Source organism: Pseudomonas sp. REP124 (assembly GCF_020164475.1).
Taxonomy (GTDB): domain Bacteria; phylum Pseudomonadota; class Gammaproteobacteria; order Pseudomonadales; family Pseudomonadaceae; genus Aquipseudomonas.
Window position 1 is genome coordinate 1 of record NZ_JAIQWX010000092.1, and the last position, 26,134, is coordinate 26,134.

24 protein-coding genes and 1 pseudogene are annotated in these 26,134 nt (G+C 61.7%); 10 read left to right on the forward strand and 15 right to left on the reverse strand.

Features of this window, described 5'->3' with window-relative positions; all coding sequences use genetic code 11:
- Window positions 1-40 precede the first annotated feature (40 nt).
- The 5 genes from K9857_RS20295 to K9857_RS20315 all read right to left on the reverse strand — a co-directional run bounded on the left by K9857_RS20295 (window position 41) and on the right by K9857_RS20315 (window position 6,345).
- On the reverse strand, window positions 41-1,345 hold the full coding sequence (locus tag K9857_RS20295) for a glutamine synthetase family protein (protein ID WP_411961592.1): 1,305 nt from the start codon (window positions 1,343-1,345) through the stop codon (window positions 41-43).
- 621 nt (window positions 1,346-1,966) lie between these two features.
- Window positions 1,967-3,307 carry a chromate efflux transporter gene (gene chrA, locus K9857_RS20300; protein WP_224538681.1) on the reverse strand — a complete coding sequence of 447 codons (1,341 nt, stop codon included), beginning with the start codon at window positions 3,305-3,307 and terminating at the stop codon, window positions 1,967-1,969.
- A gap of 130 nt (window positions 3,308-3,437) precedes the next feature.
- A complete protein-coding gene (locus tag K9857_RS20305; RefSeq protein ID WP_224538683.1) occupies window positions 3,438-4,337 on the reverse strand; it encodes a bestrophin family protein in 900 nt (299 codons plus the stop codon).
- 4 nt (window positions 4,338-4,341) lie between these two features.
- Window positions 4,342-5,340, reverse strand: a complete 999-nt coding sequence (gene moaA / locus K9857_RS20310; RefSeq protein ID WP_224538685.1) for a GTP 3',8-cyclase MoaA — start codon at window positions 5,338-5,340, stop codon at window positions 4,342-4,344.
- 153 nt (window positions 5,341-5,493) lie between these two features.
- Window positions 5,494-6,345, reverse strand: a complete 852-nt coding sequence (locus tag K9857_RS20315; protein ID WP_224538687.1) for a CAP domain-containing protein — start codon at window positions 6,343-6,345, stop codon at window positions 5,494-5,496.
- A 141-nt stretch (window positions 6,346-6,486) separates the two neighbouring features.
- Between K9857_RS20315 and K9857_RS20320 the strand changes: the two genes are divergently transcribed.
- The 8 genes and pseudogenes from K9857_RS20320 to K9857_RS20355 all read left to right on the forward strand — a co-directional run bounded on the left by K9857_RS20320 (window position 6,487) and on the right by K9857_RS20355 (window position 13,432).
- A complete protein-coding gene (locus K9857_RS20320; protein WP_224538689.1) occupies window positions 6,487-7,104 on the forward strand; it encodes a cell wall hydrolase in 618 nt (205 codons plus the stop codon).
- Between the two features lie 109 nt (window positions 7,105-7,213).
- Window positions 7,214-7,954, forward strand: coding sequence for a glycosyltransferase family 2 protein (locus K9857_RS20325; protein WP_224538691.1), 741 nt, complete (start codon window positions 7,214-7,216; stop codon window positions 7,952-7,954).
- Entirely contained in the window at window positions 7,951-8,229 is a 279-nt protein-coding gene (locus K9857_RS20330; protein WP_175377213.1) for a lipid-A-disaccharide synthase N-terminal domain-containing protein, read from the forward strand. Before K9857_RS20325 ends, K9857_RS20330 begins: the two co-directional genes overlap by 4 nt.
- Window positions 8,230-8,232: 3 nt before the next feature.
- Window positions 8,233-9,765, forward strand: a complete 1,533-nt coding sequence (locus K9857_RS20335) for an ArnT family glycosyltransferase (protein WP_224538693.1) — start codon at window positions 8,233-8,235, stop codon at window positions 9,763-9,765.
- 397 nt (window positions 9,766-10,162) lie between these two features.
- Window positions 10,163-10,675, forward strand: a complete 513-nt coding sequence (locus K9857_RS20340) for a DoxX family protein (RefSeq protein ID WP_224538695.1) — start codon at window positions 10,163-10,165, stop codon at window positions 10,673-10,675.
- 477 nt (window positions 10,676-11,152) lie between these two features.
- Window positions 11,153-11,437 (forward strand): annotated as a pseudogene (locus K9857_RS30600) (methyl-accepting chemotaxis protein); the annotation flags it as partial.
- A gap of 33 nt (window positions 11,438-11,470) precedes the next feature.
- Entirely contained in the window at window positions 11,471-11,848 is a 378-nt protein-coding gene (locus K9857_RS30605; RefSeq protein ID WP_224538720.1) for a CZB domain-containing protein, read from the forward strand.
- 81 nt (window positions 11,849-11,929) lie between these two features.
- The gene (locus K9857_RS20355; RefSeq protein WP_224538697.1) at window positions 11,930-13,432 is read left to right on the forward strand and encodes an aldehyde dehydrogenase family protein; all 1,503 of its coding nucleotides are present in this window, start codon (window positions 11,930-11,932) and stop codon (window positions 13,430-13,432) included.
- Between the two features lie 287 nt (window positions 13,433-13,719).
- On the opposite strand, the gene K9857_RS20360 is transcribed toward K9857_RS20355, so the two are convergent.
- The 3 genes from K9857_RS20360 to K9857_RS20370 all read right to left on the reverse strand — a co-directional run bounded on the left by K9857_RS20360 (window position 13,720) and on the right by K9857_RS20370 (window position 17,077).
- Window positions 13,720-14,049, reverse strand: a complete 330-nt coding sequence (locus K9857_RS20360; protein ID WP_224538699.1) for a hypothetical protein — start codon at window positions 14,047-14,049, stop codon at window positions 13,720-13,722.
- Window positions 14,050-14,546: 497 nt separating this feature from the next.
- Window positions 14,547-15,065, reverse strand: a complete 519-nt coding sequence (locus tag K9857_RS20365) for a GNAT family N-acetyltransferase (RefSeq protein ID WP_224538701.1) — start codon at window positions 15,063-15,065, stop codon at window positions 14,547-14,549.
- Between the two features lie 65 nt (window positions 15,066-15,130).
- Entirely contained in the window at window positions 15,131-17,077 is a 1,947-nt protein-coding gene (locus tag K9857_RS20370; protein ID WP_224538711.1) for a DNA topoisomerase III, read from the reverse strand.
- 258 nt (window positions 17,078-17,335) lie between these two features.
- Here K9857_RS20370 and K9857_RS20375 point away from each other — a divergent pair, with 258 nt between their 5' ends.
- Window positions 17,336-17,704 (forward strand): DUF427 domain-containing protein, encoded by a 369-nt coding sequence (locus K9857_RS20375; RefSeq protein WP_175377224.1) that lies wholly within the window; start codon window positions 17,336-17,338, stop codon window positions 17,702-17,704.
- A gap of 125 nt (window positions 17,705-17,829) precedes the next feature.
- On the opposite strand, the gene K9857_RS20380 is transcribed toward K9857_RS20375, so the two are convergent.
- From K9857_RS20380 to K9857_RS20410, 7 genes are all read right to left on the reverse strand, one after another.
- A complete protein-coding gene (locus tag K9857_RS20380; protein ID WP_224538712.1) occupies window positions 17,830-18,486 on the reverse strand; it encodes a flavin reductase family protein in 657 nt (218 codons plus the stop codon).
- Between the two features lie 12 nt (window positions 18,487-18,498).
- Window positions 18,499-19,986: an amidohydrolase family protein gene (locus K9857_RS20385; RefSeq protein WP_224538714.1), complete on the reverse strand. Its 1,488-nt coding sequence runs from the start codon at window positions 19,984-19,986 to the stop codon at window positions 18,499-18,501.
- A complete protein-coding gene (locus K9857_RS20390; RefSeq protein WP_224538716.1) occupies window positions 19,983-21,179 on the reverse strand; it encodes an amidohydrolase family protein in 1,197 nt (398 codons plus the stop codon). The genes K9857_RS20385 and K9857_RS20390 overlap by 4 nt, the downstream gene beginning before the upstream one ends.
- 168 nt (window positions 21,180-21,347) lie before the next feature.
- The gene (locus K9857_RS20395; protein WP_224538717.1) at window positions 21,348-22,421 is read right to left on the reverse strand and encodes an extracellular solute-binding protein; all 1,074 of its coding nucleotides are present in this window, start codon (window positions 22,419-22,421) and stop codon (window positions 21,348-21,350) included.
- A 17-nt stretch (window positions 22,422-22,438) separates the two neighbouring features.
- Complete coding sequence (locus K9857_RS20400; RefSeq protein ID WP_059405972.1) at window positions 22,439-23,227, reverse strand: ABC transporter permease; 789 nt, start codon at window positions 23,225-23,227, stop codon at window positions 22,439-22,441.
- On the reverse strand, window positions 23,224-24,141 hold the full coding sequence (locus K9857_RS20405) for an ABC transporter permease (protein WP_224538718.1): 918 nt from the start codon (window positions 24,139-24,141) through the stop codon (window positions 23,224-23,226). Before K9857_RS20405 ends, K9857_RS20400 begins: the two co-directional genes overlap by 4 nt.
- Before the next feature lies 1 nt (window position 24,142).
- Entirely contained in the window at window positions 24,143-25,225 is a 1,083-nt protein-coding gene (locus K9857_RS20410; protein WP_224538719.1) for an ABC transporter ATP-binding protein, read from the reverse strand.
- A gap of 141 nt (window positions 25,226-25,366) precedes the next feature.
- Here K9857_RS20410 and K9857_RS20415 point away from each other — a divergent pair, with 141 nt between their 5' ends.
- Window positions 25,367-26,056 (forward strand): GntR family transcriptional regulator, encoded by a 690-nt coding sequence (locus tag K9857_RS20415; RefSeq protein ID WP_175378467.1) that lies wholly within the window; start codon window positions 25,367-25,369, stop codon window positions 26,054-26,056.
- Window positions 26,057-26,134: the final 78 nt, after the last annotated feature.

The window sequence follows — 26,134 nt, forward strand, 5'->3', positions numbered from 1 at the left end:
CAAGCCCGCTCCCACAGGGGATTTCGTGCATCCAACGGGCTTAGGCCTCAGTCAGATACCACCGCCAATCCTGCTCACCCACCTCGGCCATGAACTGCCGATACTCCGCACGCTTCACCGCCAGATACACCCCAAGAAACTCCTGCCCCAACGCATCGCGCGCCCACGCCGAATTCTCCAGCGCCGTCAGCGAAGTCAGCCAGTCGGTAGGCAGCAACTCCTTGGCCTGCGCATACCCATTGCCTTGCACCGGTTCCCCCGGATCCAGGTCCTCGCGGATGCCCCGATGAATGCCCGCCAGGATCGCCGCGGCCGCCAGATACGGGTTGGCATCCGCGCCGCAAATTCGGTGTTCGATATGCCGACTGTTGGCCGGACCGCCCGGTACCCGCAGGCTGACGGTGCGGTTGTCGACGCCCCAGGTCGGCGCCAGTGGCGCATAGCTGTTGGCCTGGAAACGCCGGTAGGAGTTGGCGTTGGGGCAGAACAGCAACAGCGAGTCGAGCAGGGACGCGAGCATGCCGCCGATGGCTGTGCGCAGCAGCGGGGTGCCCGCCGGATCTTCCGAGGCAAACAGGTTGCGGCCCTCGGCGTCGGCGATGCTGACGTGCATGTGCATGCCGGTGCCCGCCAGATGATCGAAAGGTTTGGCCATGAACGTGGCCTGCATGCCGTGCTTGTGGGCGACGGCTTTCACCAGGCGTTTGTAGCGCACCGCCTGATCCATCGCCTGCAAGGCATCGCCGTGTTCCAGGGTAATTTCCACCTGGCCGGGGGCGTATTCGGAGATCGCCGTGCGCGCCGGAATGTCGTGAATTTTGCACGCCGCATAGAGATCGGCGAGGAACGGTTCGATCTGCTCCAGCTCGCGCAAACCATAGACCTGGGTGTGTCGCGGTCGACCGCCGTCGGCATCCAGCGCCGGTTGCGGACGACCGTTGGAATCGCGCTTGGCATCGAGCAGATAGAACTCCAGCTCGCAGGCCATCACCGGGTGGTAACCCTCGGCCTTCAGGCCATCGATGACCTTGATCAGCAGGTGACGCGGGTCGGCGATGCTCGCCGGCATGCCTTGCTCCGGATGCATGCTGACCTGCACCGCAGCCGTCGGAATCTGCCGCCACGGCAGGCGCACCAGGCTGCCTTCGAGCGGGTAGGCGCGGCAGTCGATATCGCCCACATCCCAGACCAGCCCGGAGTTCTCGACGTCGTCGCCCTGCACGGTCAAACCGAGGATGGTGCTGGGCAGCGGACGGCCGCTTTCATACACCGCCAGCAGTTCTTCGCGGTGCAGCAATTTGCCGCGCGGCACACCGTTGGCATCGAGAATGAACAGCTCGAACATCTCGATATCCGGGTTGTTGGTCAGAAAGTTTTTTGCATCTTCAAGGGCAGCGAATTTCATAGACGTCACTCACGTTGGCGCCCCGCGGGCGCACGGATTCAGGCCAGGACACGACGATGGACAAAAGTCGGGTGCGTGCTGGCAGCGATAGCGAAAAGGTAGAAGCTCGAGCCGTTGGCAAACGGACTCAGGCGAGCAGGGAGCTATCCGGCGGACGTGCGGAGTGACGCAGTTTTGAACGGCTCAGGGCCATGGGAAGGTTGACGATGCGGTTCATGAGGCAATGCCGTCCTCGGCCCACAGCGAGGTGGCCAGAAGCGAGTCGTGATGCTTTGACTGTGCGTTGCGCATTGCTCATGTATCCAGCAGCGAAAACGTCGGAGGCCGAAGACCGGCCATCCGTGGGTGTCTGGATACTAGGGGGGAAAGGGGGCGGCTGTAAATGTTTGTTTTTTTGAACAAGGAGCCTTGATGCCAAACACGATGGTGAGAGGTTTACTTGTGGCGAGGGGGCTTGCCCCCGTTGGGTCGCGAAGCGGCCCCAGAAAATGGGACTGCAGCGCAGTCCAACGGGGCGGTGCGACGTTTCGACAAGCCCCTCGCCACAGGTTTGTGTTCAGTTCAAGCAAGTAACTTGATCGCCAACCCAATCACCCCACATCCAATCAACACCTCAATCACCCCACGCTTGAACCGCAACAACGCCACCGCAGCCGCAATCGCGATCAACAACGAAGCCCAGTCCAACTGCCCGCTGAACCCTTGCGGCCAGAGCACGTGGTAGGCAAAGAAACACGCCAGATTAAGAATCACACCCACCACCGCCGCGGTAATCGCCGTCAGCGGCGCGGTGAACTTGAGTTCGTTGTGGGTCGATTCCACCAACGGCCCGCCGGCCAGAATGAACAGAAACGACGGCAAAAAAGTGAACCAGGTGACCAGCGTCGCGGCCACCGCACCTGCGACAAACGCCTGATCTGCGCCGAACACCTGATGCACATAACCGCCAACGAAACCGACGAAAGCGACCACCATGATCAACGGACCGGGGGTGGTTTCGCCGAGCGCCAGGCCATCGATCATCTGCGTCGGCGTCAGCCACCCGTAATACCCGACCGCGCCCTGATACACGTACGGCAGCACTGCATAGGCCCCACCGAACGTCAGCAACGCCGCCTTGGTGAAGAACCAGCCCATCTGAGTCAGTGTGCCGTCCCAGCCGAACAGCGCGGTGAGCACGGCCATCGGCAGCGCCCACAACAGCGCACCGATCACCCCCAAACGCAGCAGGTTCCAACCGCGAAAACGGGCATGGGCAGGAGTGGGGGTATCGTCATCGATCAGGGCCGGGCCGAAGCTTTTGTTCGTGCCGCCATGGCCGCCGGTGCGGAACCTGTCCGGCGCCCAGCGGCCGCCGAAATAACCGATCAGCGCCGCGCCCAGGACGATCAGCGGGAAGGGCACGTTGAGTACGAAGATCGCCACGAACGCCGCCGCGGCGATGCCCCACAGCCAGCCATTCTTCAACGCGCGTGAACCGATGCGATGCGCGGCCTGGACCACGATCGCCGTCACCGCCGGCTTGATCCCGTAGAACACCCCGGCCACCACTGGCACTTCACCGAAGGCGATGTACACCCAGGACAAGGCGATCAGGATGAACAACGACGGCAGCACGAACAACGCGCCGGCCATCACGCCGCCCCAGGTGCGGTGCATCAGCCAGCCGATGTAGGTCGCCAGTTGCTGGGCCTCGGGGCCGGGCAGCAACATGCAGTAGTTGAGCGCGTGGAGAAAGCGCCGTTCGGAAATCCAGCGGCGGCGCTCGACCAGCTCCTGATGCATGATCGAGATCTGCCCGGCCGGCCCGCCGAAACTGATGAAACCGAGCTTGAGCCAGAAGCGCAAGGCTTCGCGCAGGCTGACGGGGTCGGGCTTTGCGGGTTGATTATCCGGACTCAAGCGGAGGCTCCTGTGCTGGGGCGCTTTGAGCCGATGACTGTAGCCACGCGTGAAGGGCTTGCACAGGGGTATTTCCAGTCACCGCAACCTGTCCGAATCTCTATAGCGAGCAGGCTCGCCCCTGCAGTTTTCAGTGGAGTACGAAGTCCACGGGTTCCAGCAACGGCGGCAGTTCGGTTTCGCCTGATGCCTTGAGTACATCGCGCTCGATCCCGCGCACGATGGCGTCGGTGGGCAAGGCATGTTCTTCGCGACAGAAAGGGTCTTCCAGCTCATCGGCAATCGCATCCAGGCCGAAGAAGGTGTAGCTGATGATCGCAGTGAAGATCGGTGTCAGCCAGCCCAATGGTTCGGCCATGGCGAACGGCAGCAGGATGCAGAAGAGGTAGATGGTGCGGTGTAACAGCAGGGTGTAGGGGAATGGCAGCGGTGTATTTTTGATCCGTTCGCAGACCGCCTGAGCGTGGGTCAGACCGGTCAGGTGATTGGCCATCAGCGTGTAACGCCATTCGCTGATGGCGCCGGATTCGTTGAGGGCGGAGCACTGTTGACCCACCTGCAGCAACACCTGGCCGCTGATCTCCGCAGTGCCGGCTTCGGGTTTGGGCTCCAGCCATTGCGCACTGGCGGCCAGTTCGCTTTCCTTGCGCAACCTGGCGTTCAGCGCATGGGCAAACCCGCATAAATTGCGCAGGATTGCACGCCGTTCACCGGCGTCCTTGATCACCTGGGTTTCGCGGATCATCGACCTGATTTCCACGATCACGTCCCCCCAAGCCTTGCGCGCCTCATACCAGCGTTCATAGCAGGCGTTGTTGCGAAAGCTCATGAAGATCGACAGCGACAACCCCAGGAGAGTGAACGGCGTGGCACTGAATTTGGAAAAGTAACTCGGATGCAGGGTTTCGATCAGAACGATCGCCGAGGCGAGCAGCGTCACCATGAGGGTGCGCAGGGCGATGCGCTTGGCAATCGAACCCTTGAGCGACGTCAGAACGCCGATCAGGTTGGGTTTGGGTCTGACGATCATGGTTTCAGCCGCCTGTCATGTTCATGAAGCGCACGACCTGCACATCATCGTTCACCTCAAAATTGTGTCGGTAGGGCTTGAGCTTCATCGCCTCGATAATAGCCCGCTCCAGGCGTTCGGGCTGGCCGGGGTGGCTGCGCAACACCGCTTTGAGATCGGCCGAATGCTCGTTGCCCAGACACAGCAACAGGCGACCTTCCACCGTCAGCCGCACACGATTGCAGGTGCCGCAAAAATTGTGACTGTGGGGCGAAATGAATCCCAGGCGAATGTGCGGCGCCTCGGCCAGGCGCCAGTAGCGCGAAGGACCCTGGGTCGACTCGGCGGAATCGATCAGGGTGTAGCGCTCGGCAATCCGCTCGCGCACCTGGGCGCTTGAGTAGAACGACTCGGCGCGGCTGTGCTCATGGATGGTGCCCAGGGGCATTTCTTCGATGAAGGAAATGTCCAGATTGCGGTCGATGGCGAAGCTCACCAGATCGTTGATCTCGTGATCGTTGCGGCCCTTCATCACCACACAGTTGAGCTTGGTGTTGCGAAAGCCGGCCTTGTTAGCGGCATCGATGCCCTTGATCACCTGCGCCAGATCGCCGGTGCGGGTCAGTTCGCGAAAGCGTTGCGGGTCCAGGCAATCGAGGCTGATGTTCAGGCGCTTGACCCCGGCCTCGAACAGCGGTTCAGCCAGTTTGGCCAACTGCGATCCATTGGTGGTCATGCACAATTCGCGCAAGCCGGGCAGGGCGGCGATCTGGCGGCACAGCTCGACCACACCCGCTCTAATCAGCGGCTCGCCCCCGGTCAGGCGGATCTTGCGAGTGCCCAAAGCGACAAAGCTCTGCGCCACCTGATAGATCTCTTCGAGGGTCAACACCCGTTGGCGCGGCAGGAACGTCATGTCCTCGGCCATGCAATACACACAGCGGAAATCGCAACGGTCGGTCACCGACATCCGCAAATAGTCCACGCGCCTTGCGAACCCATCGATCAAGAGTCTTTGCGACATGATTCCCCCGCGTAGCGCCGAACGCATTGAATGAGCTTTCCGCTGACAACGGATTATCGCGCGCAGACTAAGAGCAACGTTTCATCACGTCCAATCACTAATAAATACCGGTTGATCGAGGGCGTCTATGATGAATTGCGCCCTGACGCGGTTTTACTGGGCACCAAACATCGCCGTCCAATAAATCCCCGCATCGCTCTTCGGATCGGTCGCATACGCCGCGCCCAATTCCTTGAACTGCGGGTTCATCAAATTGGCGCAATGACCGGGGCTGGTCAGCCAGCCGTCCACCACCTTGCGCACGCTGTCCTGGCCCGCGGCGATGTTCTCGCCGATCTGCTGGAAGTCATACCCCGCCAGTTCCGCCCGGTCGCCCGGGGTGCGGCCGTCGCGGTCCTTGTGGTCGAAGTAATTGTTGTTGGCCATGCTGCGCGAGTTGGTTTCGGCGGCGCTGCCCAGGGTGGCATTCCAGGCCAGCGGCGTGGTGGCGTTGAAGGATTGCGCGCCGCACTGGCGTGGCCGGGTGCGGGCCGCGTTGACCTCGGCCAGAAGCTTCTGGCCTTCGGCCTGCCAGTCGCCCAGACGCGCGCTCAACAGCGGCCGCGCCACCACGATGCGCCACTCGCGATCCTGGCGGCTGACGCCGACGTCGACGAATTGCGGATCGAGCACGATCTGGCAAAAACTTTCCTGAATCGCCTTCATCGCTCCCGCCGCATCACGAGGCCCGGAGAGGCTTATGGCTTGCACGTTCTTCATCGGATAACCGGCGGTGGACATCGCCTGCTGCAAATTGCCGATGCTGGCGGCAGACAGTACCAGCCGAGGATCGGCGGCCAACGGCGGCAGCTCCGAGGACACCTGGCCGGCGCAGCGCTGTAACTGGCTGCGATAGAGGTTGATCGATTCGATCAGTTGCGATTCGTCGCTCGCCACGGCCGAAGCGGCAAACGACAAGGCCAGGGAAAACCCGGCAAGGCGCAGAGCGGATGAGACGAAATGCATGAAAATCCCCTTTGGCTGACTGCGCCCATGATGCGCGAAGTGACATCGTATAAGGCAGCGGATTCTGCGAAATGTTAGGACGTGTGTGCAATCATTTCACTACTACACTAAAGCGATAATTCCAACTGAGTCTTGCCGACCATGCGCCTACCCTGGATTACTGCCTGCTTTTCATTGACGCTGCTTGTCGCCCCCGCCTTCGCGGCCGACGCGGAAAAACAGAAAGTTGCCGAAGACAAGGCCGAGGTGCTGGAGCAGAAGGCCGCCGAGAAGAGCAGTCCGGAACCGGTGCCCAAGACCGAAGCGATTACCCAGTCCGAAGTCCAGGCCGTGGACCCCGAGGGCACCGCGCCGCTGGACGACGCGATCACTTGCATGGCCCGCTCCATCTATTGGGAGGCCAAGGGCAAGGACGCAGCCGACATGGAGGCGGTGGCCAACGTGGTGATGAACCGGCTTGGCAAAAAGGGTTTCCCCGATACCGTGTGCGGCGTGGTCAAACAGGGCTCGGAAACCAAGAGCTGCCAGTTCTCCTGGTGGTGTGACGGCAAGTCCGATTCGGTGCAGGAGGAGGTGCAGTACGCGCTGGCCAAGGAAATCGCGCGCAAGGCGCTGAACAAACAACTGCCGGATCGCACCGGCGGCGCCCTGTACTTCCATGACCGCACGGTGAAACCTGATTGGGCCAAGGAGTACGTCAATACCGTGGACATCGGCCTGTTCCGCTTTTACAAGCCTCGTGGCGGCGATGCGAAGTAGTCGCATTAAAGCTGGAAAACCTACGGGAATGTCTCCAGGCCCCCGAAACTGAAATATTTCTGTTCTACAAGCTTCATGACATCAAAGTTCATGGGCAGAACAGAAACATATGAGCCGGGACATTTTCGTATCCGTACTGATTCCAGCGAAAAACGAAGCGAACAACCTCAAGCCCTTGCTCGAGGAAATCCGCGTTGCCATGGCGGACGAGGTCTACGAGATCATCGTCGTCGATGACGGCAGCACCGATGCGACCCTGCAGGAGCTACGGCAGATCCGCAACAATGGCCTGAGCACCTTGCGCATCCTTCATCACGAACGCTCGCTGGGGCAGAGCACCTCGCTCTATCACGCCGCCCGCGAGGCGCGGGGACAGTGGCTGGCGACCCTCGATGGCGACGGCCAGAACGATCCGGCGGACATCCCGGGAATGCTGGCGCTGGTGCGCAGCGACCGGGCCAAAGCCGACGTGCAGCTGGTGGCCGGCCACCGTACCAACCGGCGCGATACCGCAAGCAAACGCTGGGCCTCGCGTTTCGCCAATGGCATACGCAGTCGCCTGCTCAAGGACTCCACCCCGGACACCGGTTGCGGCCTGAAGCTGATCGAGCGCGCGGCGTTTCTGCGCCTGCCGTATTTCGATCACATGCACCGCTACATTCCGGCACTGATCCAGCGCCACAACGGCCGAATGATCGTCCATCCGGTCAACCACCGGCCGCGCACGGCCGGGATTTCCAAGTACGGCAACATCGACCGCGCCCTGGTGGGCATCCTCGATCTGATCGGCGTCTGGTGGCTGATCAAACGCACCCGCCTGAACACCCACGCCCAGGAACTGGAAGGATGATCATGACCCGCGAAGCCTTGTGGCTGGTGATCGGTTTCGCCGGGCAAATCGCCTTTACCGGGCGGTTCGTCCTGCAGTGGCTGTACAGCGAATACAAAAAGCGCAGCGTGATCCCGGTGAGCTTCTGGTACCTGAGCATCGTCGGCAGCACCTTGCTGTTCGCCTACGCCATCTACCGCCAGGACCCGGTGTTCATCGCCGGCCAGGCCTTCGGCTCGATCGTTTACCTGCGCAACCTGCAACTGATTGCCAAAAGCCGAAAACTCAAGGAATAAACCATGCGCCGCACCTTTACGCCCATGGTCGAATGCCTGGGTCTGATGCTGCTTGCCCTGCTGTTGATTGGCGCGGGCCTGGGATTGCGTTCGGCGCAGAACGTCGATGAGGAGCGATTCCTCGGCGTCGCTCTGGAGATGTTGCACAACGGCTCGTGGCTGATCCCGCATCGCGCCGGGGAGATCTACGGCGACAAGCCGCCGATCTTCATGTGGACGGTGGCGTTCTTCGTCTGGCTGACCGGCATGCCCAATATCGCGTTGTATATCCCGGGACTGTTTTCGGCGGTGACGGTCACGGCGATGGTCTATGACCTGGGGCGGCGTCTGTGGAATCAGCGCATCGGCCGTTATGCCGCGTTGCTGTATCTGGCGACCTATCAGACCTACAGCATCCTGCGCACCGGGCAGATCGACAGCTTCCTGATCCTGTTCACCACGCTCGGGCTCTACGGGCTGACGCGTCATCTGCTGCTCGGACCGGCGTGGCGCTGGTTTTACGTGGGCTGTGCGGCGATGGGCATCGGCGTGATCACCAAGGGCGTGGGATTCTTGCCAGCGCTGCTGCTGATTCCCTATGCCTTTGCTGCGCGCAAGGGTTGGCCGGGAGTGGTGGCGATGCCGGGGCAGGGGCGCAAATGGCTGCTCGGTTTGTTGGTGATGCTGGCTGCGATTGCGATCTGGCTGCTGCCGCTGGCACTGTCCATCGTCTTCAACGGCAGCCCGGACGAGATCGCCTACGCGCGGGAAATCCTGCTGCGCCAGACCGCCGGGCGCTACGCCGCGTCGTGGCACCATCGCGAACCGTTCTGGTACTTCTTCACCAACGTCATCCCGCAATACTGGCTGCCGCTGGTGCTGGTCCTGCCATGGCTGGTGCCGGCCTGGCGCCGGCAACTGCAAAAACGCGATGGCCGGGTGCTGGTGCTGCTCGGCTGGATCGCGCTGGTGCTGCTGTTTTTCTGCATCAGCGCCGGCAAGCGCAAGCTCTACATCTACCCGGCACTGCCGGCGCTGGCACTGGCCGCTGCGCCACTGGTGCCTTGGCTGTTGCAGCGCTGGTTCCACCAGCGTCCGCGCCTGCGTCGAGCTTTCCCGGCGCTGGTTGCCACCTGGTTCGTGCTGTGGTTTGCCCGCGGCTTCATCGAGCCGGTCAAGGACGGCACCAACCCCAACCAAAGCCTCATGGCCCAGGCCAACACCATGACCCAGGGCGCGAACCTGGTGCTGGTCAACTGGAGCGAAGGCCACTGGCTGTTCGCCCGCCAGCCGATCGTCCACTTCGGCATGCTCGACTCCACGGTGGAGCGGGCGGCGCAGTGGTTGCGCGAGCACCCGAAGGATTTTGCGCTGGTGCCGGATGAGGTGCTGAGCCGTTGCTTCAAGCCTGAGGCGGCTCGGGAGTTGGGCGAGAACTCGCGGGCGCAGTGGTCGATTGTCGGGGCCGATGCGGATAACGGTCAGTGCAACGGGCTGGCTAACGACAGGGTTTATCGATTTGCGTGGGATGATCCGGTGCTCACCGGCAAACTGTAGGTGTTGCCTAAAAAGATCGCAGCTTCGTTTCACTCTTCAGCTCCTACACAGAATCGGCGTTGCTCACGGGTCCTGTGGGAGCGGGCTTGCTCGCGAAGGCGTTGCGTCAGGCGCCTCGATGTTGGATGTGCCGACCTCTTCGCGGGCAAGCCCGCTCCCACAGTGATTGAGGTTGGTCGCGAGTGTTGCGTCCAGCCACATAAGCCGTGGAGGCCGTTACGTATCACAGTGTGTACAGCCCCGTTCCTGACACAACAAACCTTCAAATCCCAGCGCATGCGACACATCGCAGATACACCGGCCTGATGAAATTCACTCATCGATTGGCCACGCCGATCATTGCGCTGACCGGGCTCGCTGTGGCCCGACATCCCTGACTTGAAGGAGATCCACGTCCATGAGCACTTCCATTTCATCGGCCGTCAAAGGCCTGCACCTGAACCTTGACCGCGCCGGCGACTGGATCGCACCGCTGACCCTGCGGATTTTCCTGGCCTGGGAATTTTTCGAGTCGGGCCTCGAGAAATTCAACGGCGAGAACTGGTTTGCCGACATTCAGAACCGCTTTCCGTTTCCGTTCGATCACCTCTCGGCTTCGCTGAACTGGGAAATGTCGATGTGGGTGGAGCTGATCTGCGCCCTGGCTCTGCTGGTGGGGCTGGCCACGCGGTTTTCTGCGATCAGTCTGATCGTCGTCACCATCGTCGCGACCGCCGCCGTGCACTGGCCATCCGAGTGGTCGAGTCTGAGCGAACTGGCCCAGGGTTACTCGATCACCAACAAGGGCTACGGCAACTTCAAGCTGCCGCTGATCTACCTGGCGGCGCTGGTGCCACTGGTGCTCTCGGGCCCCGGCAAGCTCAGTCTCGATGCGCTGCTGTCGAAGCTGTTCTGGCGTCGCAATCAGTAATCCGGCAAGCGACTGGTCTGCTGTTAATTCGTCGAATTGGATCTTTTACCCGGCCCGGATGATTCGTATCGTCCGGGCTTTTTGGCGCTTTGCGCTCGGGGAATGCAGATGAATTTCACATGGCGCAGGAAAACTGTAGAGGCTTCCAGCGAGCCTTCAACGCCGGCACCGGTGCTCGCCAGCAGCGTTGATGAAACCCAAGTCGCGGCCCGCAAGGCCGAGCAGCGCGACCGGGATTTCTTCCGTGGCCTGGCGCAGCACCTGCTCACCTGCGGCAACTCGTTGTCGCCGGTCAGCGATTCGTTCTCGATGCTCAACCAGCGCCTCAAGCTCAACCACCAGCGCGCCGAAACCGTGGCCCGCGCGGCCATCGATAACCGCGAACAGGTCACGCATCTGCAGGAGCAATCGCGGGTCATGGCCGCCGGGCTCGACGCCCTGGAAGGCGTGATCACCCATCTGGTCAGCCGCGCCAGCGAGATTGACCGCATTGTCGACCTGATCAGCGATATCGCCCGTAAAACCAATCTGTTGGCCCTCAACGCTGCCATTGAGGCTGCGCGTGCCGGCGACACCGGACGTGGATTTGCCGTGGTGGCGGGCGAGGTGCGTCTGCTGGCGGAAAAGACGGCCGAAGCCACCCGGGAAATCGTCAAGGAAACCTCGGCGATCCAGCAGGAAATCAGCGAGGCCAAACAGGCGATATCTCAGCAGAACCAGGTTTCCAGCGCCTTCGGTGCGGTGATCGACAAGACCGCCGAGGCCATGGCCGGGATGTACGGCGAGGCGCAACAGATGCAGCGGGAAATCGACCAGTCGCACCTGCTGTCCAACGTCGAGTTGGCCAACCTGCAGGAGCTGACACTCAAGGTCGCAGTCTATGATCGCCTGCTCAACCCCAAACCCCATTCGCCCCTGATCTTGCCGGATGAAACCGAATGCCTGTTCGGCCAGTGGTATTACGGCGAAGAGAATCAGACCCAGCAGCGCGATGCCGATTTCCGACGCATGGAAGAGCCTCATCGCCGGGTTCACAGCAGCGGTCAGGCGGCGCTGGAAGCCCATGCTCGGGGCGAGTTGGAAGAGACACTGCGGCAGGTCGGGCAGATGGAGGAGGCCAATGCCGCGGTGATGCGTACGGTCAAGGGGCTGCTGCATTCGCGTCTGGCCTGAGGCGGGCCGTCGCGGGCGGGTGACGCTCCGTAACTTTTGCTATACATTTTCCGCCCGCCCTTTGCATGGTGTAACCGCTTCATGTCCCTTGCGCTCGAACGTCTAGTCGCTGGCACGCCGATCCCTTTCGCCGGTAATCGTGTCACGGTGGTCAGCCCCGAACTGGCGGCTCGCTTCCAGCCCGGAGACCACCTGTTGGTGGAGCAGGTCAGCGGTGAACTGTTGTTGATTCCGGTGGCCGACCAGCAGGCGGCTGCGGTGGCGATCGAGCGCGCGCAAGCGGCGTTTGCGGCGATGTCGGCGGTGTCCGATCAGGCTATCAGTCACTTCTTCGATCTGTTCGCCCAGCGCCTGGAAACCCCGGATTGCTGGGCCCTGATCGAAGCGGCCAACCTGTCTGACATCGAACGGGCCAAGTCCCGCGGTCGCTCCACGACTCGCCTGCTCGCCGATGAACGCATGCGCCGCGACATGATCGCCGGGCTTCGGGCCTGGCGCGATGCGCCAGCGACCCGGGGCAAGGTGATCAGCTGCGTCGAGCACGACGGCTGGAAAGTCGAGCAGGTGGTGTCGCCGCTGGGCATCGTCGCCTTCGTCTTCGAAGGTCGGCCGAATGTCTTCGCCGATGCCGCCGGCGTCCTGCGCACCGGCAACACCGCCGTGCTGCGCATCGGCAGCGATGCGTTGGGCACCGCCCAGGCCATCGTCACCCACGCCTTGAATCCGGCACTGGCCGACGCCGGTCTGCCGAACGGCGCGGTGTCGCTGGTGGAAAGCGTCAATCACGCCGCCGGTTGGGCGATGTTTGCCGACCGCCGTCTTTCCCTGGCCGTGGCCCGTGGTTCGGGGCGCGCGGTGAGTCAGCTGGGCAGTATCGCGCAACAGGCCGGCACCGCCGTCAGCCTGCACGGCACCGGTGGCGCCTGGCTGATCGCCCATAAGGATGCCGATGCCACGCGCTTTGCCGCCGTGGTGCGCAATTCCCTGGATCGCAAGGTCTGCAACACCCTCAACGTCTGTCTGATCCATCGCGACCGCGCCGCCGAGCTGGTGCCGCTGTTTCTCGATGCGCTGCAACAGGCCGGCAAGGCTCGGGGGCAGGGCTGCAAGCTGCATATTGTCGAAGGGAGTGAAGGGCTTTTGCCCGCGGACTGGAAGGACGCCACTGTCGAGGTGTATCGCGCCGAAGGCTATCAGACCGAAGCGCTGGCCGAGCCGCTGCCCGAAGAGCAGCTGGGCCGCGAGTGGGAGTGGGAAGAAACCCCGGAAGTCAGCCTGAAGATCGTCGACGACCTGGACAGCGCCATCGCCTTGTTCAATTGCTACAGCCCGCAGTTCACTGTGTCGTTGATCAGCGAAGACGCGGCGACTCAGGAGCGTTTCTACAATGCGGTCAACGCGCCATTCGTGGGCAACGGCATTACCCGTTGGGTCGATGGTCAGTACGCGCTCAACAAGCCGGAACTGGGTTTGTCGAACTGGGAAAGCGGTCGACTGTTTGCCCGCAGCGCGATTTTGTCGGGCGATGGCGTGTTCACCGTTCGCAGCCGCATGACCCAGATCGATCTGGGCGTTAAACGCTAAGGTCGTCCTTTCTCGACCGCCAGTCATTGGCGGTCACTTCCTCTGTTTTCGTTACGCCGCATTGACCGCCTTGTTGAACCAATGCTGACAACGCCCACACTGTAGGAGCGAGCACGCTCGCGATGGTGGCTCAGACACCGCGGGGTATCAGGCAGCCAGCGTTATCGTTGACGACCATCGCGAGCAAGCTCGCTCCTACAGTTTTATTGTTTGCGGACAATAAAAAAGGGCCTGCTCTTATTGGGAGCAGGCCCTCTTTATTTATAAGTCGATAAAGACTTAATTAATTAGCAAAACCGGTCAATCACCCGAACTTCGTTCTTACCCTGCATCGATCCCCAGGCCTGTTTCAGCGTTTGCAGAACATTGCCCATGAAGTCCTTGTCGGCGGCGGCTTTCTTGCCGACGTAGCCCTGGCCGCGACGGTACATCTTCATGCGGGCCAGCAGGTTCTGGTTGTTCTGGTCGAACTCCGCTTCATGGCTGTGGGGCGACAGGCAGTCGATGTGAACGTTGCCCGATTTGCAGATCCACAGAATATGGCTGTCGAGCGTATCTTTCTTCGCCGCGAACATACGAGCCAGTTCTTCGATAGTCGGTTGATTGTTCAGATTCATGGTAGAGCCCCCTTGACCATTTGGTGATCTTTCAAAGTTGATTCGCTAAATACATGTAGCCCATCGGTTAGTTGATCCCTGGCACCGAAACCAGGACGTCAGCAGTCGTTCGCCGGTAGTGGCGAGTTCCTGCGTCTGTTGCATGTAGTCGTGTTGAATAACTGCTACGCGTTAGCGTCACAACGAAGAGAAGCGGCGATTACCTGTTGGCCCTGCCGACGTTTTCAGGGTCGGCCACAAGCATCATGAGGATGAATCGCCAGCGCTTCTCGTCCTTGTACTGGACGTTCAGGCCAGGTCAGCTTCTTCAATCTGCCTTGTGGGCAGCGTGCATCCGGAAAAAACAGCTCGGCGGTCAGACGAGCTTGCTCAAACGTGTTGCCTGTACTCCCGATCGGGGAGACGTCTGCATCATGCAAGGGCAAATCGAAGGCGTCAACGGTTTTGTAGTGATTATTTTTGGTCACTACATATTGTCGGACAAAGTCGATTTGGAATTACAAAGGCGGGGTGATCGCCGCAGCCCGCGGGCTTGCAAGGCGGTAGAGGGTGCATGGGTGGCCACCGATCATCAGCCGATGCGAAGAGAACTCACCGGCCGCAAGATCCATCATGACTTTGGCCCAGAACGCTCTGGCACAAGGGTTTGCGTCGAGGTGGAAGATCTGCCACTGACCGGGAACACGGCTCAAGAGGGCGGAAACGACAAACCTGGCGACGCCTTGGCCGCGAAAGCGTCGTGCTACGAACAGGTAGCCGATGTTGTGCTCGGCGCCGGGCACCTGGATGTTGTCATCCACGGTCACGAAACCGGCCACTTCGCCATCGACGCGAATCAGATACGGGCGGGTTGCGGGATTTCGCCAGTAGTCCGCCAGCGGTTGCAGACTGAAAAAACCGTGCTCACCCAGCTCCAGCGGCAGCCACTCGCTGAAATCGTAGGTGTAGAACTGCATCAGGTTTTCGATGGTTTCCAGTTCGTCCCGGTGCGCGGCGTGTAGTGTTATCGAGAGCATTCTGGTGGGCTCCTGGCTGGGGCCTGTTCAGTATGGTCGATGCCTTTTCATCCGCCGCCGCGTGATCAAGCCTTCGCGGGTTTCGTGTTTCGTTTAGCGGCCGTCGAGGCCTTGCGTTTGCCCGGCTTGCGTTTGTTCTTCCAAGGTGTGGCCCCGCGTCCGGCAGGACTGGCCGGGCCGCTGATGGTCAGGTTCAGGCCGGCGCAACGGGCGACCTGCTTGCTCATCCACGCGGCCTGCTTGGTGACGAATTCTTCGAGGCTCATTTCCCCGCTCTGCACCATGTCCAGCGCCTGCTCCCAGATGGCCGTGGTGCCCGGGTCGGCAATCGCCCGGGGTACGGCATCGATCAGGCTGAACGCGGCGGGAGTGGCAGACAGCGCTTTGCCGTTCTTGACCAGATAACCTCGGTCCAGCAGGCCCTGGATGATCGAGGCGCGAGTCGCTTCGGTGCCGATACCGGTGGTGTCCTTGAGTTTCTGTTTGAGCAGCGGATCTTCCACCAGTTTGGCGACGTTCTTCATCGCCTTGATCAGGTCGCCCTCGGTGAAGGGCTTCGGCGGCTGGGTCCAGAGGTCCTTGAGCTGCACGTTGTCCACCGCGCAATCGATGCCTTCGCGCAGATTCGGCAATGTCTGCGGAGCCGGCGCTTCACGTCCCTTGGCCGGTGCCAAGGCTTCCGGCAGGGCGCGTTTCCAGCCCGGCTCGACGATCTGCTTGCCCACCGCGCGCAAAGCCTGGCCTGCGCAGTCGAAGTCGGCCTGGGTGCGGTCGTATTCGTGATTGGGCAGGAACTGCGCCAGATAACGGGCGCGAATCAGCGTGTAGACCGCGCGATGTTTGCCGCTCAAGCGCTCAAGATTCTTTGCCGCCGCAGTGGGGATGATGCCGTGGTGCGCGCTGACCTTGGCATCGTTCCAGGCCCGCGAGCGGCGCTGCGGTTCGAGGTGATCACGCAGGGCGTCGAGCGCGGGATCGGCCTGGCGCAGCGCCGCCAGAATCGCCGGAGCCTCGCTGTGCTGACTCAACGGCAGGTAGCCGCAGTCGCTTCGCGGATAAGTGATGACCTTGTGGGTTTCATATAGCGCCTGGGCGATGTCGAGAGTTTCCTGGGCGCCCAGTCCGAGCTTCTTCGAGCAGACTTCCTGAAGCGTGCCCAGATCGAACGGCAGCGGCGCCACTTCGCGCATGCGCTCGGTGCGCAGCTTGATCACCCGGGCACTCGCTGCGCCCATCATCGCCGTGGCGGCCTGTTGCGCCAGCCCCTGATTCAGGCAGCGATCCTGATCGTCACAGACATCCGAAGGGGCGCGCCATTGCGCGGTGAACGCGGTAGCGTCATGCAGCAGTTGCACATCGATGGCCCAGTAGGGCACCGGGACGAAGTCGGCGATGCTGCGATCGCGATCCACCACCAGGCGCAGGGTCGGGGTCTGCACCCGACCGACCGGCAACACGCCCTGGTAGCCGGACTGTCGCCCGAGCAGCGTGAACAGGCGGCTCATGTTCATGCCGATCAACCAGTCGGCGCGGCTGCGGCCCAGGGCCGAATGGTAAAGGCTGAAGGTCTCGGCCCCCGGCTTGAGCGCAGCCAGGGCCTTGCGAATCGAGGCATCGTCCAGTGCCGACAGCCACAGGCGACGGATCGGCCCGCGATAGCGGCAGTGCTCCACCAGTTCCCGGGCGATCATCTCGCCCTCACGGTCGGCGTCGGTGGCAATGATCAGCTCGGATGCCTCGCCCAGCAAGCGCTTGACCGCCTTGTACTGGCTGGCGGTGCGTGGTTTGACGGTCATTTTCCACTTGTCCGGAATGATCGGCAGGTCGGCCAGCACCCAGCGCTTGTAGCGGGCGTCATAGGCGTCCGGCGGCGCGGTTTCCAGCAGGTGGCCGATGCACCAGGTCACCGTGACGTCCGTTCCCAGCCAGCAGCCATCGCCACGACGCCTGGCACCGAGCACGGCGGCAATGTCTTTGGCCTGGGAGGGTTTTTCACAGAGGTACAGCCGCATAACCACCATCGTCGATCAGGATTCGCAGAGGTGCACAGAATGGCGGCAGATGCGCGTTGGAGCAACCATTATCTGTATGGATGTACAGTCAATGCGTTGCACTTGTTTGCACGGTCCGTTCGGCTGTGAGGTCGTCGCGTCGGTCAAAGTTGGGTTATACCTGATACATCGTGGTCTCGGGTTTTGGGGCCGCTGCCTCGTTCATCAAGGCTTGGCAGCGCTCCCGCAGGTCAATCACCGTCATGAGGAACGAATTTCATGAAAAGCACCGGTCCCAGTCCTGTCATCACCATCGCCGAGCAACCCGGCTGTCTGCTGGTGAAGTTCCATGGCATCCAGGTGGCCGCCTCCTCGCGCGCGCTGGTGCTGCTGGAGGCCAACTACCCGCCGGTGTATTACGTGCCGCGCGAAGACATCGACGAGAAGTACTACGCCCGCACCGATCACACCAGCTACTGCCCCTACAAGGGCGACGCCAGCTATTTCAGCCTGCAGGTGCCGGGGCATGAGGGGGCCAACGCGGTGTGGAGCTACGAGAATCCGAAAGTGTCGGTATCGCAGATTCGTGAGTACCTGGCGTTTTATCCGGATCAGGTGAAGTTCGAGGTGGTTGAGCTCGAAGAGTGAAAGGCGATCTTCCCTGTAGGAGCCAGCTTGCTCGCGATGCACGTCAGAACACCGCGGGGTGTCAGACATCCAGCGTTATCGTTGACGTCCATCGCGAGCATGCTCGCTCCTACAGGGGAGGTGGTTCATTTGGGCCAGAACCGCTCACCACCTCCGGGCGCATCCGTCCATGCTTGCAATGAGCGGGTCGGCAGGTCGAAGTAGTCCCGCGTGCGCGCATAGCCATGTCCACCCATGCGGCCGATCGCGTCCAGGCCCAGTTGATCGATGTACAGGGTCTTCGGGTCGATCAGTTCGTCCCGCACGTGGGCCATCAGCACTTCACCGAAAATGATCTCCCGGGACTGGCCGATGTTGAGCGCCATCATCCGTCGACATTCCAGCGCCACCGGGGCTTCGCCGATGCGTGGGCATTTGACGGTGGTGCCGGCGATGGCGGTGAGGCCGGCGGCGGTCAGTTCGTCAAAACCGGGGGCGAAGGGCACGGCACAGACGTTCATGGCTTCAACGAGTGCATCGCTGACGATGTTGACGGTGAATTCCTGATTGAGCTGGATATTGCGCGTGGTGTCCTTGGGACTTTGGTCGCCGTAGTTTTCCACCCCCAAGGCGAGGATGGGCGGGTCTGCCGATAGTGCATTGAAAAAGCTGAAGGGCGCAGCGTTGACCCGGCCTTCGCCGTCGACGGTGGTGACCAGGGCAATCGGCCGTGGCACCACGCTGCCGATCAGAATCTTGTATTTTTCCCGTGGGCTCAGTTGGCTGAAGTCGAAGCTTTGCATGGGCAGAATTCTCTAAATAAGGGGATCGACGGCGCACAGTGGCGCCTGTGCGCTGTAGTTGTCGGCGAACGGGATGGCCGGCTGGAACAGGGTTTTCCAGTCCGGCTGGCCGAAGGCCCGGTCGCTGTGACTGCGCATCAGTTTTTCGAATTGTTGTTGTGCCTGGCGCTGCAGAGTGGCGTAGTCGATGCCGTTGACCTGACCGTCCTGCATCACGCAGCGGCCGTCGATGTAACTGGCGATGCAGTCGTCGCCGCGTCCGGCCAACACCAGATTTTTCAGGGGGTCGAACAGCGGCCCCAGGTGCATGCCGCGCAGGCTGAAGACGGTGATGTCGGCCTTGCAGCCCGGCGCCAGTCGACCGAGGTCGTCGCGCCCCAGCGCCTTGGCACCGCCGAGGGTGGCGGCGTTGTAAAGGTCGAGTGCGCTGGTCAGCGAGTTGCCGCCTTCCATCAAGCGAGCGATGTTCAGGCCCTGGCGCATGTTGTCGAGCAGGTCCGCTGGCCAGGTGTCGGTGCCCAGGGCGAAATTGATGCCCTTGGTCCGATAACGGCCGAAGGAGTTCAGTGCCTCGCCATCCCGGGCGAACACCACCGGGCAATGCACCAGGCTGGCGCCGCCGTCCGCCACCCGCTGCAAGTCGTCATCGCCACGGGTGTAGATGCCGTGGGGCAGCAGGCTGCGCGGCGTCAGCAGGTCCAGTTGTTGCAGCCAGGCCAGAGGCGAGGCGCCGCGCAATTGCTCGACCATCGCCACTTCGCCCAGGCCCTGGCAGCAATGCAGGCGCATCGGCGCGTCGAGTTCGCGGCTCAGCGCGGCGGTGCGTTGCAGCAGCGCCGGGGTGCAGGTCTGGATGCGGTCGGGCAGCAGCGCGCCGCGAATCAGCCCGCCGTTGGCACCATCGAAATCCTTGAAGAACCGTTCGGCCGCATCGAGCCCCGCCAAGCCGCGATCTTCATCCCAGTGATGGGCCAGGGTGCCGTCGGCTTGCCAGTAACTCATGCCGCTCATGTAGCAGGGGCCGAGGTAGGTCCGCAGCCCCAGCTCGGAAGCGACGCCTGCCACCGCGGAAAATTCGTCGTAGTTTTCCGCCCACTCGCGGTAGTACATCGAGGTGATCGGCATCGCCGTGGTGATGCCATTGCGGATCAGCTGCGTGAAGGCGTAGCGGTATTTGAAAACCTCTTCATCGAAGCTGTAGCTCTCACGGGGCCCGCGGGCCAGATACCCGGCGGACCACATCCGGCCTATCTGGCGCTCGTCGCCGTTGTCCAGGGTCAGCACCGTGGAATCGAGATCGCCCAGGGCGTCCAGATCGATGAAGCCTGGGCCGATCAGCGCATTGCCATGGTCAATCCACTGATCCACCGGCCCCGGATAATCGCGGCCGACGAAGACGATCCGCGAACCTTCGAACACCACCTCGCCATCGCGCCACAGCACATGCTGCGTGCCGTCGTAGCCGACCACGCAACTGGCCTTGAGGCCGATGCGCTTCACAGACGGCTTTCCAGCAAGCGACCACCGGACGCGATCAGTTGCCCGCCGCGATACACCTGGCGCACAGGCCGCGCGACCACGGCTTCACCCAGGGTGTACACCTGCATCAGCAGGAAGTCCGCCGGCTGACCGATCTCCACGGTGCGGCCTTCACGACCCAGTGCCTTGGCGCCGTTGACCGAGGCTGCATCGAACACCGCCGCGAGTTCCTCGTCCTTGTTCAGATCGAAACGGAAGGCCAGCAGCATCGCGCGTTCGAGCATGTCGCCGTTGCCCATGGGCGACCAGGCATCGCGAATGCCGTCCGAGCCCAGGCAGACATTGACCCCGGCTTCGCGCAGGGCGAGGAAGGGCGGCACGGCGGTATCGGCCGGCGCCGAACTCATCAGGGAAATACCCAGCGCCGCCAGACGCTCGGCCACCGGTTTGACCTGGCTCCACGGCAACATGCCGAGGCAGTAGGCGTGGCTGATCATTACGCGGTTTTGCAATCCGAAGCGCTCGGTGTAGTCGGCGATCAGTTTGATCTGCCACAGGCCCAGCTCGCCCTTGTCGTGCAGGTGGATGTCCACGCCACGGTCGAATTCGCTGGCCAGTTCGAAGACGAAATCCAGTTGCGCGATGGGGTCGTTGTCGATGCCGCAAGGGTCGAGGCCGCCGACGTTCTCCACGCCCATGGCCATGGCCTGGCGCATCAGTTCGGCGGTGCCGGGGCGGCTGATCAGGCCGGTTTGCGGGAACACCACCAGTTGCAGGTCGATCAGGTCGCGGTAGCGTTCCTGCAGTTGTTGCATGGCCTCGACGTGGCGCAGGCCGAATTCCGGGTCGATGTCGACGTGGCAGCGCATGGTCAGCGAGCCACGGGCGATGCAGTTTTCCAGCAGGGCGCCGGCTCGGTCGGCAATCGGCGTGGTGACTTCACGCAGGATACGACGCTCGTTGGCGATGTAGTCCTTGAGGGTCGGCCCGGCGCTGTTCGGGCGCCAGGGTTGGCCCCACAGGGTCTTGTCCAGGTGAACGTGGCTTTCCACCAGGCTGCCGGTGAGCAGCTGGTTCTGGCCGTCGATGTCAGTGGCCAGCAGCTCGCAGGTTGTGGCCGGGCGGCGTTGGGTGAAACGGCCGTTTTCGATCAGCAGGTCTTCGGCGGTGGCGCCGTAGGGGCGCACGTTGCGTAGCCAGCGGGGGTGGGTCATAGATACCTCATTTCAGTCTTTGAATCAGCGGTGTTCGGGCGGGCCTCTTCGCGAGCAAGCCCGCTCCCACAGGGGGGGGCGGGGAGTTCACAAGTTTTGTGATCAGCACCAATCCCTGTGGGAGCGGGCTTGCTCGCGAAGGCCGCGACTCGGTCTATAGCCGATTAATTAGCCCTTGAGCTTCGCCCAAATCCGGTCCTGCAGTTCCCGCGCCTTGTTGCTGCACTCTTTCTCGGGGCGCAGGCGCGAGGCGAATTCGTCGGGCATGTTGATGGCGTCCATCACGCGCCACTTGGCATCGATCAGCTTGTCGCTCTGGATTCCGTTGGCGTAGGCGATAGCGTTGGACACCGCGGCGGCGTTTTCCGGCTTCATCATCCAATCGATGAAGACCTTGGCGTTTTCGGGGTGCGGTGCGCTTTTCGGCACGGCGAAGTTGTCCTGGAACATCGCCAGGCCTTCCTTCGGATACACGTACTTGATAGTGCTCTTCTGCAAGGTGGCTCGCGCCGTGGAGCCGTTCCAGTTCTGCATCATGATCACTTCACCGGAGGCCATGCGGTCGACGGTGTTGTCCGAGCTGTACATCTTCAGGAAGGGTTTCTGTTTTTGCAGAAGCTCCAGGATGCGCTTGGCGTCCTGCGGGTTTTCCGTGCACTCGTCGACATCCAGGTAATGGCTGGCGGCATTGATCACGCTGCTGGAAGTATCCAGGGCGGCGAGCTGGCCTTGCAGCTCCTTGCGCGGTTCGAAGAACTCTTTCCAGGAGTCGTCCAGCTTGCCGCCAGGCACCCGGGCGCTGTCATAGGAGAAACCGGTGGTGCCCCACAGGTACGGCGCGGAGAACTTGCGGCCCGGGTCGAAGGCCGGGTCGCGGAAAGCAGGCTTGACGTACTGGAAATTGGGCAGGGTCGGCGTGTCGATTTCCAGCAGCAGGTTCTGGTTGATCAGGGTGCGCATGATCGACTGCGACGGCACGATCACGTCATAGGCCGCACCACCGGCCTGCAGCTTGGCCAGCAGGGTCTCGTTGCTGTCGTAGCCGTCCATGGTGACCTTGATCCCGGTCTCCTTTTCGAACTTGGCCAGCAGGTCGACCGGGTAGTAGTCGGTCCAGTTGTAGAAGAACAGCTCCTTGGGCTCGGCGGCCTGGGCGCTGAACGCGGTGAAGCAGCTCAAGGCCAGACTGGCAACGGCGAAACGTGCAGCGGCGAAACGGGGGCTTTTCACTTTTTTGCTCATCAAACAAGTCTCCGGGCTCATTGTTGTTTGCCGCGCTGTCCCAGCCAGAAGGCCAGCACTACCAGCACGATGGAAATCACCAGCATCAGGGTCGAGATCGCGTTGATCTCCGGCGTCACGCCAGCCTTGATGGCCGAGAAGATGTACACCGGCAGGGTCGTGGAACCTGGACCGGCGACGAAGAAGGTCATGATGAAATCGTCGAGGCTGACCACGAACGCCAGCACCGATCCGGACAGCACCGCCGGCCACAGCAGCGGCAGCGTCACCCGGCGGAACACTTGCCAGGGGTTGGCGTACAGATCGTTCGCCGCTTCCAGCAGGCTCTTGTCCAGATCGTTGAGCCGCGCGCGGATCGGCAGGTAGGCGAACGGAATGCAGAAGCCGATGTGGGCAACGATCACCGTCAGCAGACCCAGCTTGATTCCCAGCGCCATGAACAGCAGCAAGGTGGCCACCGCCGTGACGATCTCCGGCAGGATCAGCGGCAGGTTGATCCCGCCCTCGACCATTTTCTGGCCGTAGAAAGGCCGGTAAGTGGCCAACGCCGCGAGCAGCGCAATGGCGGTGGCGCAGACCGTGGCGATGCTGGCGACAATGATCGAGTTCAGCGCCGCCGTCTGGATCGACGGGTTGGCCAGGATCCGTCCATACCAGGCGAACGAGAACTCGGTCCACACCGTCGCCGAGCGGTTGGCGTTGAAGCTGTAGGCGATCAGCACGAAGATCGGCAGATACAGATAGGCCAGGATCAGCAGGCTGACTTCCCGGGTCATCGGCAGTTTTTTCAGGTGCAGGGCGATCATGCGGTGGCTCCCCGACGAAGAGTTTTGGCGGCGCTGCGGCTATAGAGGGCGTAGAGCACCAGGGACAGCAGCAGAATCCCCAGCAACAGGAACGACAGCGAACTGCCCAGCGGCCAGTTGCGCGCGGTGCCGAATTGCTGCTGGATCAGGTTGCCGATCATCAGGGTCTTGCCACCGCCGAGAATCGCCGGGGTGATGAACGCGCCCAGGCTCGGCACGAACACCAGCAGGGAGCCTGCGATCACACCCGGCATCGACAGCGGCAGGATGATCCGCCGCAGGGCGTGCCAGCGGTTGGCGCCCAGGTCGTAGGCGGCTTCCACCAGGCGCCAGTCGAGTTTTTCCAGGGTCGAATAGATCGGCAGGATCATGAACGGCAGGAAGCTGTAGACCAGCCCGACGCTGACCGCGAAGTCGTTGTAGAGCAGGGTGATGCCACCGGCGGACGGGAACAGCGCATTGAGGCTCTGGGCGACCCAGCCGTGCTCGCGCAGGATGATCAGCCAGGCGTAGTTGCGGATCAGCAGGTTGGTCCAGAACGGAATGGTGATCAGTAATACCATCAGGTTGCGCCGACGTGGGGTCAGGCTCGACATCCACAATGCGACCGGGAAGCCGAACAGGAAACACAGCACCGTGGTGCCACCGGCCTGGAACACCGAACGCAGCAACGCCTGGGCGTAGACCCAGTTCAGTTCCAGTTCACCGTCGAAACCTTCCTGGAAAAACAACTGCACGTAGCTTTGCAATTGCCAGTTGGCCTGCCAGTCGACGCCGCCATAAACGTTGCGCGGCAGCAGGCTGATGTAGCCCATGATGCCCAGCGGAATGGCGATCAGGGCCAGCAGGGTCAGAACCACCGGGCTGAGCAACAGCGCCCGGTTGAGGGCCGGAGAAGTGCTACTGACGCTCATCTCAGGCCTCCATCAGCAGGCAGGCGTGGGGCGGCAGGTTGACCGCCACGCGATCGCCGACGCCGCGATTGCGGTTCAGACCTTCGTTGTTTTCCCGCAGCATGACCTTGACGTCGTTGTTCAGGCGGCACTGATAGAGGGTCGCGGTGCCGACGTACAGCACAGCCTCGATCACCCCGCGCAGATGATGCGGCTGGGTCGGGTCCACCAGTTGCGAGCGCTCCGGGCGGAAAGCCAGTTGCACCTTGCCGTCGATGCCCTGGGGAGGGCAGGGGATTTCCACCGGCATGCCGCTGGGCACGAACAGGTTTTCGTTGTGCTCGCCGCGCTTGAGGTGACCCGGCAGGAAGTTGATATCGCCGATGAACTGAGCGACGAACTGATGCTGCGGCCGCTCGTAAATCTCGTTGGGGGTGCCGATCTGCAGGATCTTGCCGGCGGACATCACAGCAATGCGATCGGACAGGGTCAGGGCTTCTTCCTGATCGTGGGTGACGAAAATGAAGGTGATCCCGGCCTCCTTCTGCACGCGCTTGAGTTCGACCTGCATTTCCTTGCGCAGCTTGAGGTCCAGTGCCGATAGCGGTTCATCGAGCAACAGCACTTTCGGTTTCGGCGCCAGGGCCCGGGCCAGAGCCACCCGTTGCTGTTGGCCACCGGACAGTTCAGCCGGTTTGCGCCTGGCCAGGTGCTGCATTTGCACCAGCGCCAGCATCTCGTCGACGCGCTGGGGGATCAGCTTGCGTTCAAGACCCTGCATCTCGAGGCCGAAGGCGATATTCTGCGCAACACTCATATGTGGAAACAGTGCGTAGCTCTGGAACACCGTGTTGACCCGACGTTTGAACGGCGGCAGATCGTTGACCGGCTCGCCTGCCAGGCGGATTTCGCCGTCGCTGACGTGCTCGAAGCCGGCGATGGTGCGCAACAGGGTGGTCTTGCCGCAGCCGGAGGGGCCGAGCAGGGTGAAGAACTCGTTGTCGGCAATGTTCACCGAGACGTTGTCCAGGGCTGGCGCCAACCCTGGATCGTCAGAATACCGTTTGGAGACGTTACGCACTTCAATTGCAACTGGATGACCCATAATGGTGCATTCCTCTAATTATTGTATGCAAAATCTGGATGCAATTTAGAAATACCCGGATTAACCTGCTCGTGCAACCCCCTTTTTCATGGCTGTACTGGCGCCAAGGGGGCGATTGCATAGCGCTGAAGGAGTCATCGAATGAGCGAGAAGAAACTGGAAACCACGGTCGACCGCGTCTACCAAGGGGTTTACGAGGCCATCAGCAAGCGCTCGTTGCGGCCTGGAATGAAGCTGGGGGAGGCGTCTTTGGCCGAACTTTTCAATGTCAGCCGCACGTCGGTTCGCGCCGCGCTCAAGCAATTGGAGGCCGATGGTCTGGTGACGACCGAGCCCAATAAAGGTGCATCGGTGTCATTGCCCAGCGACGAAGAGATCCGTTCGCTGTTCGAAACGCGGCGTCTGGTGGAGATCGGCATCGTCAGCGAACTGTGCCGCCGCCGGGATACCGCGGTGACCCAGGACTTGCGTGATCATTTATTGCTGGAGGATGAGGCGCACCGGAGTGGGGATCATGAGCGGCTGATTCATTTGCTCGGCGAGTTCCACATCAAGCTGGCTCGTAGCTTGAATAATCCGGTGTTGCTGGATTGGTTCCAGAAGCTGATTTCCCGAGCGTCGCTGTATGCGGCGGCGCTGGATGACGACAGTCATGAGGCGTGTCGTGACAATGAGCATTTGCGGTTGATCGAGTACATCGAGGCGGGGAATCAGAGTGCGGCGATCGAGTTGACCTGCATGCATTTGAATGGGATTGAGAAGGCGATTCTTGATGTGGCTGCTACGTTGAAGTCCGGGTATAACCCGCTCAAGCATCTGATTGAGGTTTGACCGGGGGATTTGGGTTTTCTCCTGTGAGAGCCTGCTCGCGATGCTTTTGGGTACATATCCATTTTTGCGGTCACGGCC